The 19,258-nt window shown below is 58.2% G+C and carries 11 protein-coding genes and 1 pseudogene; 9 read left to right on the top strand and 3 right to left on the bottom strand.

Going from position 1 to position 19,258, the window contains the following annotated elements; genetic code table 11:
• Positions 1 to 21 precede the first annotated feature (21 nt).
• Entirely contained in the window at positions 22 to 1,917 is a 1,896-nt protein-coding gene (locus WM40_RS01490) for a ShlB/FhaC/HecB family hemolysin secretion/activation protein (RefSeq protein ID WP_052738115.1), read from the top strand.
• Here WM40_RS01490 and WM40_RS01485 read toward each other — a convergent pair.
• On the bottom strand, positions 1,905 to 3,344 hold the full coding sequence (locus WM40_RS01485) for an aminotransferase-like domain-containing protein (protein WP_046152019.1): 1,440 nt from the start codon (positions 3,342 to 3,344) through the stop codon (positions 1,905 to 1,907). The genes WM40_RS01490 and WM40_RS01485 overlap by 13 nt on opposite strands.
• Positions 3,345 to 3,606: 262 nt before the next feature.
• Here WM40_RS01485 and WM40_RS01480 point away from each other — a divergent pair, with 262 nt between their 5' ends.
• Positions 3,607 to 5,136, top strand: a complete 1,530-nt coding sequence (locus WM40_RS01480) for a glycosyltransferase (RefSeq protein WP_157685662.1) — start codon at positions 3,607 to 3,609, stop codon at positions 5,134 to 5,136.
• A gap of 145 nt (positions 5,137 to 5,281) precedes the next feature.
• Here WM40_RS01480 and WM40_RS01475 read toward each other — a convergent pair whose 3' ends face one another.
• Both WM40_RS01475 and WM40_RS01470 read right to left on the bottom strand, forming a co-directional pair.
• Entirely contained in the window at positions 5,282 to 7,075 is a 1,794-nt protein-coding gene (locus WM40_RS01475) for a ClcB-like voltage-gated chloride channel protein (RefSeq protein WP_052738114.1), read from the bottom strand.
• A gap of 105 nt (positions 7,076 to 7,180) precedes the next feature.
• Positions 7,181 to 8,323: a DMT family transporter gene (locus WM40_RS01470; protein ID WP_082102362.1), complete on the bottom strand. Its 1,143-nt coding sequence runs from the start codon at positions 8,321 to 8,323 to the stop codon at positions 7,181 to 7,183.
• A 171-nt stretch (positions 8,324 to 8,494) separates the two neighbouring features.
• Here WM40_RS01470 and WM40_RS01465 point away from each other — a divergent pair, with 171 nt between their 5' ends.
• From WM40_RS01465 to WM40_RS01440, 7 genes and pseudogenes are all read left to right on the top strand, one after another.
• Positions 8,495 to 9,982: an aminotransferase-like domain-containing protein gene (locus tag WM40_RS01465; protein ID WP_082102361.1), complete on the top strand. Its 1,488-nt coding sequence runs from the start codon at positions 8,495 to 8,497 to the stop codon at positions 9,980 to 9,982.
• 250 nt (positions 9,983 to 10,232) lie between these two features.
• Entirely contained in the window at positions 10,233 to 10,865 is a 633-nt protein-coding gene (locus WM40_RS01460) for a flavin reductase family protein (RefSeq protein WP_024905825.1), read from the top strand.
• Positions 10,866 to 10,977: 112 nt separating this feature from the next.
• Positions 10,978 to 11,136 (top strand): annotated as a pseudogene (locus tag WM40_RS28490) (DDE-type integrase/transposase/recombinase); the annotation flags it as partial.
• Between the two features lie 576 nt (positions 11,137 to 11,712).
• Positions 11,713 to 14,301 (top strand): type VI secretion system Vgr family protein, encoded by a 2,589-nt coding sequence (locus WM40_RS01455; protein ID WP_046151916.1) that lies wholly within the window; start codon positions 11,713 to 11,715, stop codon positions 14,299 to 14,301.
• Between the two features lie 55 nt (positions 14,302 to 14,356).
• Entirely contained in the window at positions 14,357 to 15,337 is a 981-nt protein-coding gene (locus WM40_RS01450) for a DUF4123 domain-containing protein (protein WP_157685661.1), read from the top strand.
• A 30-nt stretch (positions 15,338 to 15,367) separates the two neighbouring features.
• Positions 15,368 to 18,223, top strand: coding sequence for a T6SS effector BTH_I2691 family protein (locus WM40_RS01445; protein WP_046151915.1), 2,856 nt, complete (start codon positions 15,368 to 15,370; stop codon positions 18,221 to 18,223).
• A complete protein-coding gene (locus tag WM40_RS01440; protein WP_046151914.1) occupies positions 18,207 to 18,953 on the top strand; it encodes a putative type VI secretion system effector in 747 nt (248 codons plus the stop codon). Before WM40_RS01445 ends, WM40_RS01440 begins: the two co-directional genes overlap by 17 nt.
• Positions 18,954 to 19,258 lie beyond the last annotated feature (305 nt).

Here is a 19,258-nt window from a genome sequence, read left to right as displayed (position 1 = left end):
TGTACTACATATGAAATAGCGTTGAACTATGAAAAGCCGTTGCGCGCGTTCATCCGCATCATTACTGCGGGTTGCATGGCGTTCGCAATGGCTTCCCCTGTCAACGCCGTGGAAAGCGACGAGTCGCATAATGAACGTACTGATCTATTTTCTGAAGACGCACGTCGATTGGAGCAGGAGCGCGAGGCGCGTGATAGAGAGCATGCACTTAATGCACCTTCAATGCGCTTGCAGACCCGTGCTCCTGCGACCTACCCGGCACTGCCTGTCGAATTGCGCTGCGTGCCCATAGAACGCATTGTTTTGAGTACATCTCCGAATGCGGCATTGGCACAAGACAACAATGCTGTTTCGCAATGGGGCACCGACAGAGAGCCCGGGGCATTCAGGTTTGCGCAGCGATGGGTGGATCACTATGCCGGTCAATGCATCGGCCCGAAGGGTGTGCAGGCATTGGCTACGGGTGTTACCCGTATATTGTTGCAGCATGGATATGTGACATCGAGTGCCCATCCGGTGCCGCAAGACCTCAGCAAAGGCACGCTCGTACTCGGATTATCGCCCGGCGTCATTCGCGCCGTACGTTTTGAAGGGGATGCGCCACGTGCCGGATTGATGCTGGCGTTTCCCACCGGCGCTGGCCGCATCTTGAATATTCGTGATCTGGAGCAAGGTCTCTCGAGCATCATGCGCACACGCGGCCAGAGTGTGACGATGCGTATCGAGCCTGCGGACGGGGTTGTGGGCGACAGCGCGAACGCCGCAATGCAAATCGGCGGCAGGGACGACACGACGCGCGGCGGTGTGACGGAACTGCACAATCTGAGCGATGTCGTGTTCGTGGTCCGTCACACCCGGCCATTTTCGTTCCAGGTCGGGTATGACGACGGCGGCAGTGCGGGAACGGGGCGACATCGCGGCACGGTGGGCGCGAGTGTCAGCAATCTGTTCGGTCTGAACGAAACGTTCGAGGCGAGGGTCTTGCAGGATGTCTTATGGCGCCGACCATCGGGCGTGCGTCATCAGAGCGGAAGTTTCAGCATTCCTTTTGGATACTGGACGTTCGATGTATCAGGCGGACAGACGAAGTATGCTGTTTACATACCTACCAACACGCGGAATTTTTTCTTCAATGGCGAGATGCGGTACGCGGATTTCCGATTGCAGCGTGTCATATCGCGGTCGGCGTCGCAAGTCACGACATTAGGGGTCCGACTCGGCAAGCGGATGGGCAATAATTTCGCCGATAGCCATCGTCTCGAAAATCAGCGGCGTAATGAAACGCTGCTCGATCTCTTCGCGTCGCATCGGCATTATATCGGTCGTGGGCAGGCCGATATCACACTGACATGGCGACAGGGTTTAGGTTGGTTGGGCGCGCGGCCTGACCCCGCATCGGCTCGACCGGAAGGCTTGGTTTCGGACCCGACCGGCGTTTTTGGCACGACGCGCTACGACATGATGCTGGTGGATGCGAGTCTGCTCTGGCCGTTTCGCGTCTCCGGCCAGACGTTCTCTTTCAGCACGGTCTGGCATGGACGTTATACGGAACAGGCGTTGCTCGCGATCGATATGCTGACGATCGGCAATCGCTTTTCCGTGAGGGGTTTCGATAGTGATAGCGTACTCGCGGCCGAGAAAGGGGTTTTCGTCCGTAACGATCTTGCCTGGCATATCGGCCAGACCGGCGCGCAGCTTTACCTGGGAGTGGATGCCGGTCATGTCAGCGGCGCGTCCTCGCGCTATCTTGCAGGGCGGCACCTCGTCGGCGCCGTGCTCGGCTTTCGCGGTTACATCGGCTCCGCAGGGCTCGGCGGCGTTTCCTATCACGGTTTCGCCGGCAAACCACTCGTCAAGCCGAACGGCATGCCGACTTCGCGTTGGGTCAGTGGTATCGAGCTAGGTTACCGCTTCTGACGCGGCCCTGAATCGGTATCGATGATCTCTCGCAGGAACGTCCACAATGCCGGATCGTCGGACGTGGCCACGTTGAACCGGAACCACGCCGACGGCTCGTCGCCAGGGCGAAAATACGTGCCCGGCGCCAACCAGATGCCGCGCGCCAGTGCCTGTTCGCTGATCACCACCGCATGATCCGGTGCGATCGGCATCCGCGCCCATAGGAAAAGACCGGCGCGTGGCAAATGCATCGGTTTCAGCCCGGCTGCCAGCAGGGCGGGGCTGACGCGGTCATGGGCGGCCGCGAGCCGCTCCTGCAATCGCACGACGTGCCGTTCGTAATGGCCTTCCACCAGCACGTTCGCCACGGCCCGCTCGGTGATCTCGGAAGATGTCAGGCCCACGGCCATCTTTGTCAATGCCAGTTGCGACACAACGGACGGTGAGGCGGCGACGTACCCCACCCGCACTGCCGGCGTGATGGTCTTGGAAAATCCTGACAGGTAGATCACTCGGTCGAGGCCTGCCATTGCCGCAAGCATGGGTGCGCCGGCCGGCGCGAGTTCGCGGGAGATATCGTCCTCGACTACCCAGATCCCATGTCGATCGGCAGCCTGTAAAAGACGAAACGCGGCCGAGACGGTCAGTGACGTACCGGAAGGATTCTGCAGCACCGTGTTGACGAACAACGCCTTTGGCCGATGTGTGCTTATCGCCTGTTCCAATGTCGCGATATCGAAGCCGTCGACGGTTCTCGGCACGCTGACGACGTTGACACCAGCAAGCTTCAGGATCTGCAGCAGATTGCAATAGCCGGGGTCTTCGACCAACACGGTGTCGCCCGCCCGCAGCAGCGTGCGCACGACGAGGTCGAGACCCTGGGTCACACCTTGGGTCAACAGAATCTGACCCGCATCTACGCGCAACGACCACCGCCGTAACGTCGCGGCGATATGCTCACGTAACGCGGCCCAGCCATAGGGATGCCCGTAGCGGCCCATGCGTGCGCCAGGTGATCGGCTCACACGCCGCAAGGCATGTTGCAGTCCTGCATCGTTCACCCAGTCGCCCGGCATCCAGCCGCAGCCGGCCTTGATCGGCACCTGGCGGTCGGCGAACACATCGGACAAGAGCCAGGAGGCACTCAACGCGTTGTCCATCGGTGGCGGAACGGGGGGCGGCTGCCATTGACCCAGTCCCGTATCGGCCACCTTGTAGCCCGCGCCGGCGCGAGCGACGATCAAGCCCATTGCTGCCAGCCGCTGGTAGGCTTCGGCAATGGTATAGGGGCTCAACGACTGTTGTTTCGCGAATGCGCGCACCGATGGCAGCGTCGCGCCCGCGGGGACAATGCGCTGGTTGATCGTCGCTGCGATTCCGTCCACCACTTGGTCAACAAGGGACCCATGTTGGCGACGATCGCGGGAAAGGGACAGATGAAACATCGTTAAGGTCGGAAGACTTACGGGCGCGGCGCGTGCACTGAAGGCGGGGCTCGACGATCGACAGCGGCTACCCATGACGCGACTGAAAGCGTAACACAACGCCCCGTGCACGCCATGCGCAAACGCCCAATCCTCTTCAGCGTCCGCTTGGCCGTCATGATCCGCATCGCATCGCGTGATAAGAGACTGGCTAATCGGCCAGGGGATGCGCTCTATCGGTTTGGCGCAACGCGCGGCACACTCGCAGTGGAGATCGGCAACGGTGAAGGGCCATAAAGATATGCAGGTAACGTACGAAAAAACGCGGACGCCTCGCGCGGGCATCATCGCTGATAATGACGCGAGTGCCATCGGCTGCGAGCATGCACAGACAAACGAGGCGTCCGACACGACGGAGCTGGGTTCGGCAACGGCCTTGAGACAGTTGCCGACACCCGTGACAATGCTTGGCACGGGCTATCGCGTCGAGGAGCCACGCCGGAACCTTTGGCACGCCGGCGAAAGCCTTCCTACGTTGCAGGCAACGGATCATCGTGCATCGGCGAACGAAGAGATCGTGATCATTCCAGGGTGTGCTACCGTACGATCCGGTCCGAATATATTGACGCCTTCTCACATGGCTTTCTTCGAAGTGCGGAGTGAGCATGAGATAAAGCCCGTCATATACGATACAGCGTCGGGTAAATGGTGCGACGCCGACGATGACACCCCTATCGATTCGTCCGCACCCACGGACGCGATGATGGGGGCGTTGACGTTGTTTCGTCCCCGCTGCGTGGCGGAGACCTTTCCTGACGCGAGACCCATTCCCAAAATCGCATTCAGCTTCTGGGTTGGAGCTCCGCCGCCGAAGCATTACCTCAAGAAGGTAAGGCATAACGCCAAGGTGTTACGCCGGTCCGGGTACCGGTTCGCATTGATCCTCGATACGCATGATCCAGTCGGCGATGGCACCGAGGATGCATTGAAATCCGGCATCTGGCCTTTCAAGCGCAGCCATATCCAGATAGAACGCTGGCGTGATACCAAAAAAACGCTGCGCGACTTTTGTCGCGGTCATCCGGATCGCCTCGCGATGATTACCGCCGCGCTGGAAAATTACCGCGCCATTTCACATCTCGGGATCTATGCCGGCGCGGCCGACATCGCGCGCTATCTGCTGTTGTTCCAACGCGGTGGTTTGTACATCGATATGGACGACGCCTTGCCTGGCGGATTCGACGGTGTGTTACTGGCGGATTCGCATATGGTGTGGTCGCCGCTTCTGGAGGGGGGGCCACATGAGAGCGTCCTGGGCGATACCCGATCGCTTGCGAACAATATGCTCGCCGCGCAAGCAGGGTCGCCGATCATGGCACGGGCGTTGTCGTTGAGTAACGAGCGCCTGGCGAACGGCGGTCTTGCCGCGCTGACGCGTGCCGCTAGTCCAGGTGCCGGACTGCGTAAAGATGGCGGTCAACATTACCATGGCGGACAACGGGCATTGGTGACGCGCGAAAGAGCACAGGCGCTGTTCATTAACACGGGGCCGGTGCTGCTGCACGACGCCGCACGCGAGGTCGCACCGGGCTTTGTCACGTACTTGGAGAGGGTCGACTCCGCTCGCAAACGTGCTGCCGATTTGATTCGGGACGGCGCGTATCAAGCGCGGCTCACCAGGACAATGCTGCCATTGGATGCCGCGTACGAAGTCCGAACCGAGACAGGGGCGAGCTGGGATCGCACACCTGTACCATTCTCCAGGAGGTTCTCGCGACGATGTCCTCCGCGATCGAACAGCGACGGTGTGTGAGCGGTGTGATCGAACCCGATGTCGCGGACGGTGTCGCTCTCTCAGATTATCGCGTGATTACCGCGCATGAAGCGATTGCCGTGTGCGCCTGAGCGTTGTTGCGGAGCGCAGTACCCATCGTCGGAGGTCTGATCGATGCGTGCCTTTACACCAGCGACTCGATCCGATTCAGGAAGTCCGCTTTTGAGATGACGCCCAGAAAAGTCCGATCGTCCGGCGAGGCCACCACAGGCAGACGTTCGCCTTCATGACGCAAGAACGCTTGCAAGGCGACGGCGGCGCTGTCGTCGGGGTAGAGTACGGGAACATGGGACGTTGCCATTTCCTTTGCCGGTGCGTCGAGGTTCAGTTTGCCCGCGGCGACGAGCTGGTTGAAGTCGCTGAGCGCGACGAAACCGTACAATTTGTGACTGGCATCCACAAGATAGACATACTTGACCGGCATCGCCAGGAAGACGCGCCGGACCGCTTCCAGCGACGCGTCGACATCGACGATCTGCTCGGTGGTTTTCATCAGTTCGCGCACGCGGGTGCCACGTGCGCGTTCGTCCGCTGCGCGTTTTGCGTTGATGCGTGACGTAGCCGAATACATCGGATCGGCGGTGAGTGAACGGCTGACGAAAAACGCAACGATGGCACACAGCATCAGCGGCAGCATGATCTGATAGCTCGACGTCATCTCGAAGACCATCAGGATGGCCATCAAGGGTGCCTGGGCGGTGGCCGCCAGGAACGCGCCCATGCCGACGATGACACAGGTGATTGTGTCCGGATGAATCGACGGCATGATCACTGCCAGTATCTTCGCGCATAACGCACCCAGCGCGGCACCGACGAACAGCGTGGGCGTAAAGACCCCGCCGACGGCCCCCGATCCGGCCGAGATGACCGTCGCCAGCACCTTGAAGAGCAGTATCAGCACCAACGTGGTCCAGGGCCAGGAAACATGCATTAGCTGGTTGACCACGCCATAGCCGTTTCCCCATGTCTGCGGCAGCCAGATCGATATGGTGCCAACCAGCAGTCCGCCCAGTCCCAGACGCACCGGCAGCGCACAGGCGGGCGGCAACGGCAACGCCTGCCATGCGGTTTTGCCCCCGCGGAGTGCCGCCATGAACAAGGGCGACAGAAAGCCAAGTACCAATCCAATCAGCGGAAAGGCCAGAAACTGGATGGTGTCCAGTTCGGGCAGGGCCGGCGGCGTATAGAGCGACGCGTAGCCGGGGAGCGCGCGCATTGTCACATTCGAGACGACCGCGGCAACGATCAACGGGCCCATCCGTTCGGCAACCACCGAGCCCAGGACGATTTCCGAGACGAAGAAGGCACTGGCGAAAGGGGCGCCGTAGGCCGAGGTCAATCCGGCCGCCGCGCCACAGGCGACAATGGTCCGCAGGCGCTCTGGCGAGACGCGGCGTGCTCGTCCGATCAGTGAGGCCGCGAGCGCCGCCATTTGCACCATCGGGCCTTCGCGACCAATGGAGGCACCCGAGACGATGGAGCAGAGTGATGCCGCGGAGCGGACCAGCGTCTGTCGCACGGGGAGGACACCCTCACCCAGCGTGATGGCTTCCATGTAGTCCGAGTGACGCGTCTTGTCGGTGTAGCGCCGCGCCAGCATCAGTAACAGGCCCGCCAGGATGCCGCCTGTCACTGGCACGATGATCCGCGTTTGCCACGGGACCAGCGCCGCCAAAGTGGCCATGTCGCCGTCGCGGCCAAAGATCAGGCGTTCGAGGCTGTCCATCGTATCGCGAAACGCGAGCGTCGCCAGTGCACCAGCCATACCGGCAGGCACCGCCCACAGCAGGGCGATCTGTCCGTCGGACGGATGCAGACGTTCGACCAGGGACAGCAGGAGCCGTGTCTGCAGGAGCGTTTTCCAACGTTGCCAACGCGATGGCGGGGCGCGATGAGAAGGATCGGGGTGGGACGGCAAGATCGTGAACAGTGAGTATCCAGCGAAGGGCGGGACGTGCCTACGATCATACCAGTGCGCCGCGGGCGTATCGCGGCACACTGGTACTGGTTTGTTCCAGCCGGATCAGGTCGATCTGCGCTTGCGTGCGGTCGTGCGTCGGGCCATCGCGACGCAGCCGACGACGGCCGCGCTGACGAACAACATCGACGGCTTGATCGTTTCGCCGAGTACCACGCCGGCAAGGAGCAGTCCAACGAAGGGCTGTAGCAACTGCAATTGCCCCACCGCCGCGACCCCACCCATCGACAACCCGCGATACCAAAAGAAAAATCCTATCAGCATGCTGAACAGCGAGACGTAGGCGAGGCCGAGCCAGGCGCCGACGGGGACCGACGATACCCAGTGCAAGAAGGTTGGCGGGGCGCTGGATGTCCGGTGCGCGTGCAGTCCCGGCAGACCGATGGTGTCGAACAGCGGTCCCGATGACCATGGGCGATCGAACCAGCCGGCCATCAGCATGAACGGCAGCGCCAGCACCAAGGCCCAGCAGATGACCTGCCAGCCGCCTAGATCCCGTGCCAGGCGCGCGCCTTCCGCGTACGCGTAGCCACAGACGATGATGGCGAGCAGCATCATCATCTGCCCCAACAACACCGCGGCGCTCGCGGGCGATGCCCGAGGCGAGGCTGGCGCATGCCCGATCATTTGATGGAGCGCGTAGCCAACGATGATCGCCGCGCCGAACACGGAATAGATCCAGAACCACCGCGAGGGTCGTTCCGACGTCCTCAGCACGCCGAACAAGGCGGTGCTCAGCGGCAGCAGTCCGATAAATACCAGTGCTTGCGCCGAGGTGATAGATTGCAGCGCGATGCCGGTGAACAACGGAAAACCAACCACCGCGCCAAGCGCGACCGCCGCCAGCGCCGTCCATTGCGCCACGGTGGGGCGCCGGCTACGCGTCAGCCACAAGGCGGCCAACGCAAGCACACCGGCCAATGAGGCGCGCGAAAACGTGAGAAACGTCGGGGAAAAACCTGCCAAGGCGACACGGGTCGCGGGCAACGAGCCCGAGAATATCAACATGCCAAGCAGGCCGTTCAGCCATCCGCCGATCGCGTCGGGCGTCGTTTGGACGCGGATATCGACATCCCTGTTGCGTGCGGAGAATGACGCGCCGGGCGCGCGCGCGCCATACGTAGTCGCCGGTGCGTCGGACGACAAGGGTCCGATGGGGGCGGCGGAAGCGGAGGAGGAATGGGACATGTCGGTGCAATGCCTTGGTTCGAATCTACATGAGTGCCTAGCGTGCGCCGATCGCGTTGCGTTGCCCAGACACACACCGGTACAATTGGAGAAAACTGTACCGGTCCTTGTTGCAGTACGGTACTGCGGAGCGCCCCGGTGCGTAGGTTGCGCGGGTCGCGGGAATCTCGAATGACGGATCGATTGACCAAACTGGCTGGAACGGCGGGCGCGCCCCCGGACATCCTGGCCCAACGACGTAGCGAACCGAGCGCGGGTGTCACCACGCGCATCGACGAGGTGATCGCATGGGTTCGCTCACGGGTGGATGCGCGCCTGCTGTCACGGGGTGAGCGATTACCATCGCTGCGGCAGATGGCGCACCTGTTGCAGGTGTCGAAAGCGACTGTCGTGACGGCCTATGATCGGATGCTGGCACAGGACCTGATCGAATCCCGGCCTGGCTCCGGTTTCTATGTGCTGGGCCATGCCCCGGTGCGGGCATTGCACACGGAAACACCGGAGCTGGTGCGCGAAATCGATCCGCTATGGGTAACCCGGCAGTCGCTGGAAGCCGCGGAGGGCTCGTTGAAGCCGGGCTGCGGCTGGATGCCCGCGTCCTGGATGCCGGACGAGGCGATCCGGCGCGGCTTGCGCGCCTTGTCCCGTGGACGTACACAGACCTTGAGTGAATACGGTGTGCCGCTCGGCTTACCGGCGTTGCGGCAACAACTGAGTCAGCGTCTCGCGAAAAACGGTGTGCCTGCGGCGCCGGAGCAGATCGTGCTGACGGATTCAGGGTCACACGCCCTGGATTTGCTTTGCCGCTACCTTGTGGTTCCCGGCGATACGGTGCTCGTCGACGACCCCTGTTATTTCAATTTCCAGGCGCTGTTGCGCGTGCATCGGGTCAGGGTGCTGGGCGTGCCGGTGACGCCGGATGGCCCGGACCTGGAGGTCTTCACGCGAATTGCCACCCAGGAGCGGCCGCGCTTATACCTGACGAATTCGGCGGTGCAGAATCCCACGGGTGCGATCCTGACACCGGTGCGCGCGCATCAGGTGCTCAACGCGGCCCATGCGCACGGCGTCACCATTGTCGAGGATGATATCTTCGCGGACTTCGAGCACCGTCCCGCGCCGCGTTATGCCGCTTTCGATGCACTGCAACGGGTGATCGTGCTGGGCAGCTTTTCCAAGACGCTGTCGGGTGCGGCGCGATGTGGCTATATCGTACTCAGGCCGGACCTGGTGGACGCGTTGGTCGACTTGAAACTGGCCACCACCTTTGGTAACGGCGGCGTATCGGCCGCACTGGTCGCGCAGCTATTGCAGGATGGCACCTACCGACGGCATTTGGACAGCCTGCGTGGCAGACTCGCCGATGCCATCGGCGAGACACTGCGTCGGCTCGAACGGGCCGGACTGACGCCATGGCTACGTCCGGAAGCCGGCATGTTCGTCTGGGCGCGACTGCCCGACGGATTGGACGCGGCGGCGGTAGCGCGACGGGCGCTGGATCGTGACATCGTGTTGGCGCCGGGTGATGTCTTCAGCGTTGGCCGGAGAGCGCCGGATTACCTCCGCTTCAATGTCTCGCAATCGTTACATCCGGCGGTCTTCGACGGACTTCGTGCCGCCATCGACGACACCCGCCGGGCGGCGGCGCGAGGCGCCTGACGCTGTGTGAGGGGCCTTGATCAGGCAGGATGGGTAAATGACGGCGATGCACGTGGCGGGCGCGTCCTGGTTGATTCGTCCACGCGCGAAGGCATTCTTGATGCGTACCCATGGGTTTGCCCTGCCGCGGGCGCGCGGGGCCGCGCACGTTATTTCCGGTTGGTCTACGATGCGAACGTGATGGCTGACACGCGCGATGTGAGCCGTCTCTTCATACTTTGATTGATGTTACCGCTGAAAGGAACCGACCATGACGCATGCCGAGCAAGCCGACGATGTCCATTTTTACCATCCCGACGAAGGACATCGCCTGGCGCATGATCCGTTCAAGGCGATCGTGGCCCCACGGGTGATCGGCTGGATTTCGACGCAGGACAAGGCCGGCAACGTCAATTTGGCGCCTTACAGTTTCTTCGGCGCCTTCGCGAGCTTCCCGCATGTCATCGGTTTTTCAAGTGAGGGGCGTAAGGACAGCCTGCGCAATATCGAGGAGACGGGGGAGTTTGTCTGGAACTTGACCAGCGCGGAACTGGCGGAGCAGATGAACCAGAGCGCGGCGCCGGTGGCGCATGGTGTCGATGAATTCGATCTCGCCGGGCTTGCGAAGGGTGCGGGGAGGAACGTCCAGGTGCCCCATGTGGCCGATGCCCCGGCATCGCTCGAATGCAAGTTGCTGCAGATCGTGCGGCTCAAGGGATTGGACGGCAAGGACCTGAATAATTGGTTGGTACTGGGCCAGGTTGTCGGCGTGCATATCCGCAAGGCCTTCTTGAAGGATGGCCTGTTCGATACCGTTGCGGCCAATCCCGTCATGCGCGCCGGCTATCGCGGCGACTATCTGGGCATTGGCGACACGTTCGAGATGATTCGCCCATCGGCCTGACCGGCGCGCGATGCGACAGGCCGATTGGGCACTGTCAAGTTAGCGAGAACATCGGTAAGCCAGTCAGATGAAATCCTAGTTCATCTATCGCGGCCACCGTTTCCCGCCTGCCATCATCATGCAAAAGCACCGCGATACCTCGGCAGCCCAGCGATTCTTTAAAAGGATATTGCGCAATCACCCGGCACCGAGGGTCATCGTCATCGATCAGCTCCGCAGTTACCCTGCGGCGTTTGCTAAGACGAAGCACGTATTGGTATGCGCTGCCGCATGGATGGATTAGCTTGCATCAAGACCAAAGAGAACATATTCACTAATTTTTAATTGTTAAGCGAACGAATTCATTTAAAAATCATTACGGTCTGGCCGTATGCTGCATGCAGCGCAATAATTTCCTGCCTCAAGAAAAATAAGAAACAATTACTCCTCGATCGAAGCTAACCGTCGTGCGCTCGCCATTACCTTTGAAACGATATTGAACTGTCTGGTAGTGGCCGGTAATATTACTTGTTAATCTCGCCGAGTTAATCGAACGGGCTAGTCATTTTGGCTATTTTGGACTATCCATTTGGTGTGCGTCACCGATGCGATCACGCGTTTCGAATGATGTTTGTTCGACAAGCTTTTTCATAACAGAGAGACGCGTGCCCATGGCTCCAACGACCGCCGTGCCGAGACTTGTGCGGCAGTTCAAGAATGCCTGTTCTCCATATACTCGCGGCGTACGTCGAGTCTGAGCTCAGGAGCCGATAGACAGCGCTACCCGCTATTTCCCTAAGCCAAGCCGGCTTTAATGAAAACGATGACCAACAGCGCGTAACCGCGCTGTGAAACGAACTCAAAAATCATGGATGTCTACGAGCAGATCCAGTCCGGTAACCCGCTGGGGGTACAGAACAACCGGCCGCTGAAGCTCGATACCCCGGCGGGAAAGGATGTATTGATGCCATTGCGCGCGGTAGGGCACTCACGCATCGGTCGCGGTTACGCCTTCACGGTCGACATGGTGTCAACGTCGCGCAAGCTCGAACTCAAGCAGTTGATCGCACAGCCCGTCACGCTTTGGATGCGCCAGAACGACAAGACGTACAAGCCGCATCATGGTTACGTGCATACAGTGCGTCGCCTTGGCATGGACGGTGGGCTCGTCCATACGCAGCTGGAATTTGCGTCCTGGCTTCACTTCCTGCGCTTTCGTAAGGATGCCAGGATCTGGCAAGGTAAGACGGTCATCGACATACTGACTGACGTGTTTAATGCGCATCCTCAGGCACGGGGCAGATTCAAGTTCAAGCTGTTCGGGGAACTGCGCGATCCCTTGCCGCAACGCTCGTTCTGCATGCAGTACGAGGACGACTGGAACTTCGTGCACCGGCTCCTGGAGTCGGAGGGATTGTGGTTCTACTTCGAGCAGTCGCCGGATGGGCAGTCCCACACGATGATCATCACGGACTACAACTACTACTGCGACGAACTGCAGCCCGGTCAGATCGATTTCTCCCGTGCACAGATGGACGCCGAGGTGGAAGGATTTTCGCATTGGTCCGGCACCCGCAGGCTGCAGAGCACGCGCTATACCGGTGTCACCGGCGACTACAAGTCCCCGGGCTCAAGCAAGGCGCGCAGCAAGGATACCCTACCTAACCAGGGCGATTTGCCGCAGCAGACCGAAGTCTACGAATACACCGGCAAATATACGTGGCCCGACTATAAGCGTGGCGACCATCTGGCTACCTTGCGGATGGAGGAGATGGAGTCACGGGCCAAGCGGTTTCATGGCGCGGGCAGTATCCGCCGGATGGACGCGGGCCGATATTTCGAGTTGCGAAATCATCCGGACCATCAGAATGATGGGCAGCAGGAACGTGAGTTTCTCGCCATCGACGTGCGGTGGTTTATCGCAAATAACTTGTTGACGGGCAACACCCGACCATTGCCCGGGAGCCTGGAGACGGAGATAGCCGATGCGCGTGCAGACTACCTCGGTGACCAACTGGGGGCTGAGAAGACCGGGAACGCAAAACTGAGTGCGTCCGCGAGCGGTGGGAGCGCCGGCTTCTTCCTGACGCTGGTTGAAGCGCAGCGCATGAGTGTGCCGTACCGCAGCCCGTTCGAGCACAGGAAGCCGCAGATGCGGATTCAGACGGCGACCGTGACGGGACCTGCGGGCTCGGAGGTCTACACGGATTCGCTGAACCGCATCAAGGGCAAATTCGAGTGGGACCGGCTGAATAGCGGAGACGAAAATGCCTCGTGTTGGCTACGGGTGGCGATGTCGGATACGGGTGGCAGTTACGGCGGTGTGCACGTGCCCCGCGTGGGCGAAGAAATCTTGGTGGATTGGGTCGACGGGGATTGTGACAGGCCGATTGTGACGGGGCGCGTATACAACGGTTTGAAGACGCCAAATTGGCATTCGAACGGACTGCTGTCGGGTTATCGGTCAAAGGAGCACAGCGGGGATGGCTATAACCAATTGGTGATGGACGATGCCACCGGCCAGAGTCGCACGCAGCTTTATTCGAGTACGGCAGATACAGGGCTGCACCTAGGATATCAAGTCGCGCACGAAGGTAACACGCGGGGGCAGTACCTGGGCAGTGGCTTTGATTTGAAGTCGCGGGCTTATGGTGCCATTAGGGCCACGCAAGGGCTGTTTGTTTCGACTTACGCTACTTCGGGAATACAGCCGTATGACACAACGCAAGCGCGTACGCAATTGACAAGCGTTAAAACACTTGTCGAGCGTATGTCGAGCGCGAGTAGTGCCAATCAGGCCGAGTCGTTGGACGGCGCTAAAAGCGCTGCTGGGAGCTTGGTTGATGCGACACAGCACACGGATTCTGGTGCAATCGGCGGTGGTGGTGGCAGTACCGCTGGAGGCGGCACGGGCGATGCAGCCGGTTTCTCGCGTCCTGTGATTGTAATCGGCAGCCCGGAGAGCGTTGCGGTGTCATCGCAACAAACAGCGCAGCTTTCGGGCAGTACGCACGTCAATATCGTCAGCGGTGAAAATACACACGTTGTGGCCGGCCAGTCTCTGCTAGCAAGTGTTGCGGAGAAAATCAGCATTTTCGTCCAGAACGCCGGCATGAAATTGTTTGCCGCGAAAGGTCCGGTGCAGATTCAGGCGCAAAGCGACGCAATGACGTTGAAGTCTGCGCAAGATCTAACGATCACCAGCACGGAAGGAAAGATCGTCATATCTGCGAGTAAAGAGATCTGGATCGGGGCTGGTGGGTCCTACATCAAGCTTGGCGAAAATATGATCGAGCATGGCACTCCTGGTGACCTGACGTTCAAATCACAGGCTTTTAATAAGGTCGGCCCAGCCATGATGCGCGTCAACGATACGTTGAAGAGTACCGCGCCAGGATGTTCGTGGAAATCAGCGAGTGCTAGCGCGGATAGTGCCTCAGCGCTCACGCTGGATTAATCAGTGCGATGTCGAATAAATTTCAAGACAACATGCGTGTGAGAGACCAACGTCAGTGTCCGATCCAGAAAATCTAAAGAAGCAAATTCGAGCGGCAATCCAAAAACAACTGGCGCGGATGGAAGACGCACGCCTTTTAATCGTCGTCGACCCCGCGGCGTCGCCGCTTGAGTCATTGGATGCGGAGCCGTCGTTTCGCGGTTTGTCATCCAGTTCAATCTTGGTGCAGCACGACTTGTTTCCGTCGTCAGACTGTCCGTACTTGATTGAATTGGATATTGAGATTCCGGAAGTAAGGACGTTGCTCGAACGTAGCATTAACACTGTCTTGTCCGATCGGACGGCAGATCGGATGGCGCGCGGCGCCGGGCAGCGTATCGGAGGTTGGATCGTTACTCAAGAGACACCAGAAGCACTGGCGGCGTATTGGGGCAATTTAATTTTGCAGCGCGACGAACGAGAACGAGCAACATTGCTTCGTTTCTACGATAACCGCGCCTTAGCATTGCTTTGGCCGATGTTAACGATGCGACAACGGCAAGGGTTATTAGGTCCCGTGACGACCTGGCTGTCCCTGGATGCCGTGGGCGACTTGACGACATACGAAGTGTCCGAGCCGTCCATGGCCGGGATGAGTATTGCCGCGGCGCAATGGCCTGCGATCCGTCGGCATGGGCTTGTGAATAAAGCACTGGCACGATTTGCATTTGACGGTGGCACAGTGCGGCCCGTGAGCGTCGATACGGCAATCGCAGCAGCAGAGAGAGCGGACGTATTGGAGTTAGAGGACGCTGCCGATGCGGCGCTCTTTGTCAGTCACGCATTGATCTGGCATCCGCGATTTTACGAGCATCCTGCGGTGGAGAGGGCCTTGGGTGAAGTTGGCCCGGAAACATTCTACGCAGAAGCGATCTCCGTGCTCAGTGATACCGAGATAGAGGATATCAAGGGCGGCAGATGGCTGGAGGCGCAGAGGCGCAATACAGTCGAGGAACGCGACGGGCAACAACGTGTGATTGGCAGCGTAAAGACATGATTACGCGTGGGCGATATGAAGGTATGAACCATGGATAAAACAATAGGTGGCGTTGTATCTTGCGTGAATTGCCAAAAGGCGGGCCTTGCTATCTTACCGGTGCGATATGCGGTGGTGCCCACCACAATGCCCGGGATACTTCCCGCCGGCATGACGGGGCCCGGCGTTCTCGACGTCCCCTTGACGATGCATCGTTATAGCCTTCGCACGCTTCGAGAAGGGTGGGTGTACGTATTCTACGAACAAGGCGCGCGTGGGAAGCATTATTGGGAAGCGTATCAGGTCACGGCGGATGGCTTGCTGTGGAAGTTGAACCCGCCGCCGCTTCCTCCCGAGCCGAAGATCCATATGTCGTGCGCCGCACATTCTGTTGCGGTGCCTATGGCGTTGCTTGTGATTGAGCGGCCGGAAAAAGCCACCAAAGTGTATGTGGCGTTCTCTGAGCACGCCTGGGTTGACGATACGTTTAAACAATACGCATCGAATGCGAAAATTCGCAGCGAGCGTATGCAGATGATCAAGCCTTCTAGCTGGATCACATCCGGCGATGGGAGCTTTGGTGGCAGCAAGGGTGAGCACGGGCATGCCGTGGCTGCGACGACCGCTGGTATCGAGACCGTTGTTGAATATCATCCTGGTATAGACCCGAAAAAACTGCAGCCGAGCGCGCCTGTTTTTAATGCGGATGCGGACGGGGTAGTCAAAGATTCGAATGTTTGGCGACAAGCGTCGACCCGTTACCCGCTTCATATGCGTCAAGCGTCGACGGTGTCGGTTAGCGCCGAGACGCTGAAGTTGATGGAGCACATCGGTCACCGGCCCTCGGGTAAGCCGTATACGCCGATGCTTTTGGGGTTGTGGGATGGTATTGGTATTACGCATGAACTGAATGGGTTTAGCAATGATCCGGCGGGCGTGTTGATGCAGTACACGAGTTCGCAGGATATGCGCGTGGATGCGGTGCAGTTGATCGGGGCATCTGAGGCGGCGGTGCGCAGCGGGGCGGCCCAGTCAAAGAGCCGGTGGCGGAAGACCTGGATGACAATGGCGTTGGCGGGCGGTGGCGTTGACGATCCCATGGCACTCTCGCGCCCCGGCGCGCAGGAAATGATCAATGACGCGGGCAAGCTTACGCCGGCGGAGGTCAAGGAAGCAGGTGATAGCGCATGGAAAGACTACGTTTCTTACTTGAAAGATAAGGCATGGCCCAATAAATTTAAAAATGGTTTGGACACAGCGAGCAGCGAGTGTACGCACATACAGTCGCAGCGAACGGTCGACGTCGGATCTTGGATTGGTTCCGACGTTTTTTTGCACGCCTTACATGACTACGATCAGGCAAATATTGCTGACGGACTAGCATTTGTTCGAGTAATCGACACGGCATTCTCGGGGCTTTCTGGAACAGCGGTCGGGCAAGCTATCATCGAGAAATACGTTAAAAACTTCGATGCAACGGATGATAAAAGTTACTTCTGGCGCGCTTTCGCATATAACCAGGCAGAGACGCGTCAAGAGGTAAAGCAGTTGGTTGTGGCGGCCGCTAATGATCCGCAGGCGTGGGTTGCAGACCACCAAGCGACGCTTTATTTGTACATGGGGTATATAAAGTCGTTCAGCAAGCTTTACGAAAAGATGGAGGAAGTCGCAAAGCATGAGACAGCGATCTCCGGCACAGAGAAAGCTGTGAAGGCGATAGGTGCCGAACGCCTGATGCTCTGGGCGGGACGAAATTTAGTCAAATTCCTCGGTCCCATCTCCAATACGGTCGGGGGCGTGGCGATCAAAGGAGCCCTGCTTGTCCGGGCCGGTATCGCTTTAGAAGATGCGAAAAAACTCATTGCCGAAGTAGCTACTTGGGAAGCGAGCATTGCCGGAAAACTTGCGGAATACGAGCAAGCAGCCTTGGCAAAAGGGGTTGCTGCGCTCGAGGCAAGGACAACCGCACTCGAGCAGCTATCCCGAGAGCGGCGAAGTGAGGTGGTCCAGGCACTCTATGTCGATGCGGAAAATAACGCGAGCACCGGGGTAGCAAAAGCGATTACTGCCAAGGCACTTTATGGAACCCTCTTGATAATAGAGTTGATAAATTTTAGCGTAATGGCGGCGAAGCCCCATAAGTCTGGTGCCGACTATCTAACATTGGGGAGTGGGACGTTATCACTTGTGGGGGCATGCCTAAATGTCCCGAACAAATGGCTGGGGGGCTTTGCGAAGACAGCTGCGGCAACCACTCTCGCGAATATGAAGGTGGCGGCGAGTTATTTGAGTGGGCTTAGTGGTTTCATCTCTTTATATGCCGATGCGGATAAAGCGATCAGCAATTGGCGCGACGGCAAGCTGACGGAGTCACTTTTATACGGCGTCAAGGCAGTCAATGATTTTACTTCCGGAACGGCATATGTGTTGACGGCAATGTCATCATCGGCATCTGTCATAGTCAGGTCGGTTCAAGGCGGAACGAACGGTGCTGCGAAAGTACGCTTTTTAGGACGACTCGCTCTCGGGAATTTGGCGAATGCAGAGCGAGCGACGCAGCTTGCGGCAGGAGCTGGTAAAGACGCCGCTGCAAGTGCCGCGCGCAAAGTTGCGGCCACCGCGCTTTCAGAAGCTGCGGGCGAAGTAGTTACCGAGCAACTTGCCTCAAGGGCGGCATTAATGATGATGGGACGCCTTTTAGTCATAGCCTCAGGTTGGGAAATCGCTGTCCTAATTCTTATTGTTCAAGTTGGCCTGAATTATTTCCTCCCGAATGATTTGCAAAATTGGATTAGCCGATGTGTTTTCGGTAAGGCCCCATGGGGCGAATGGGACATCGAGAAACAACGATTGGAATTTCACAAAGCTATGACCTCACAGGGTTTCGAGAATGACACAAAAAATTGAAGGGCCGCAAGGTACAACCGTGCTCAAGGGCCGTATAAGTAAGTTGCATGTCCGGATCGAGTCACGCGAGGCTCTTTTTACTGCGGATGACAAACAAGCTTTGCAAGGTACCGCAGTAGCGGCAGCGGCGATGGGATTAGGTGGGATTGCGATCGGTTTGAGCGCATCGGACGATTTCACTGCCGACGACGGGGAATTAATGACATTTGATTTGGAGGATGAGCGCGTAGAGGCTTGGGTATGGCATAGCGAATTTAAAGACGGTGATGAAGTCGAAGTCGTTGCAGAGAAAATAAACGGTCGATGGATAGGTTTTGCGATTAGGCGAGTCGCTGATGGCTTAATTGCGGTATATCCGCATTGTGAGCGAGGCAGTGCTGCGTTCTATGTATATGCTTTAAAGTTTGTTGGAGCGCTTTATGGATCCGGGTTTGTCGTTGTATATATTGTTGGGATGTTAATAAATTATTTCAAGTACAACAATGAATGGCTTTCGATAAATATTATGATGGGATGGTTGCTTCTCATCACTTTGGCGATGGCTGTATTTATTACGTGGCGAGTCGGGTCAAGGTTCTCAAAAGCTAGGAAATTAGCAGATCGAATTTTCTCAGCCTACGGTTGGAAGAGACCCTCGTTCATAAATCTGCCAAGAGAATCGAATCGTGATCGACGAGCCGGTGATACATTGTATATGGGAATTTCTATCTTTCGATATAATCCAAAATAAATTACAGATTTATAATTTTAAAAGCGATTGTTGAAGAGATTTTTTGTATTTTATTTCTCAAATTTCGCGATTTAGAAATATTGCTGTAGTATTTCCAAGTTTTTCGCTGTTAATTTGATTATCTGGGGTTAAGTCCTTGCGATTGCCGTGTTTATATACGGTACATGCTGCGAAGGGCTCTGGCACCGATACGCAAGAAGACGGGCGCGCGCGCGTGCTTGATGGCGATCTTGTTCTGTGCCCATGCTAGAAAAACCTTGTAAAAGCCAGTGTTGAGTACCGGGGTAGCAAAAAGCGATTACTGC

It is taken from the genome of Robbsia andropogonis, from assembly GCF_000970345.1.
Classification (GTDB): domain Bacteria; phylum Pseudomonadota; class Gammaproteobacteria; order Burkholderiales; family Burkholderiaceae; genus Robbsia; species Robbsia andropogonis.
The sequence above is the reverse complement of the archived record's forward strand: the minus strand, read 5'-3'. Positions and strand labels throughout refer to the sequence as shown.

Coding starts and splice junctions, on each gene's coding strand:
- WM40_RS01465 (WP_082102361.1), top strand. CDS start 8,495: ATGACGGATCGATTGACCAAACTGGCTGGAACGGCGGGCGCGCCCCCG.
- WM40_RS01440 (WP_046151914.1), top strand. CDS start 18,207: ATGACACAAAAAATTGAAGGGCCGCAAGGTACAACCGTGCTCAAGGGC.
- WM40_RS01470 (WP_082102362.1), bottom strand. CDS start 8,323: ATGTCCCATTCCTCCTCCGCTTCCGCCGCCCCCATCGGACCCTTGTCG.
- WM40_RS01445 (WP_046151915.1), top strand. CDS start 15,368: ATGGATAAAACAATAGGTGGCGTTGTATCTTGCGTGAATTGCCAAAAG.
- WM40_RS01460 (WP_024905825.1), top strand. CDS start 10,233: ATGACGCATGCCGAGCAAGCCGACGATGTCCATTTTTACCATCCCGAC.
- WM40_RS01455 (WP_046151916.1), top strand. CDS start 11,713: ATGGATGTCTACGAGCAGATCCAGTCCGGTAACCCGCTGGGGGTACAG.
- WM40_RS01485 (WP_046152019.1), bottom strand. CDS start 3,344: ATGTTTCATCTGTCCCTTTCCCGCGATCGTCGCCAACATGGGTCCCTT.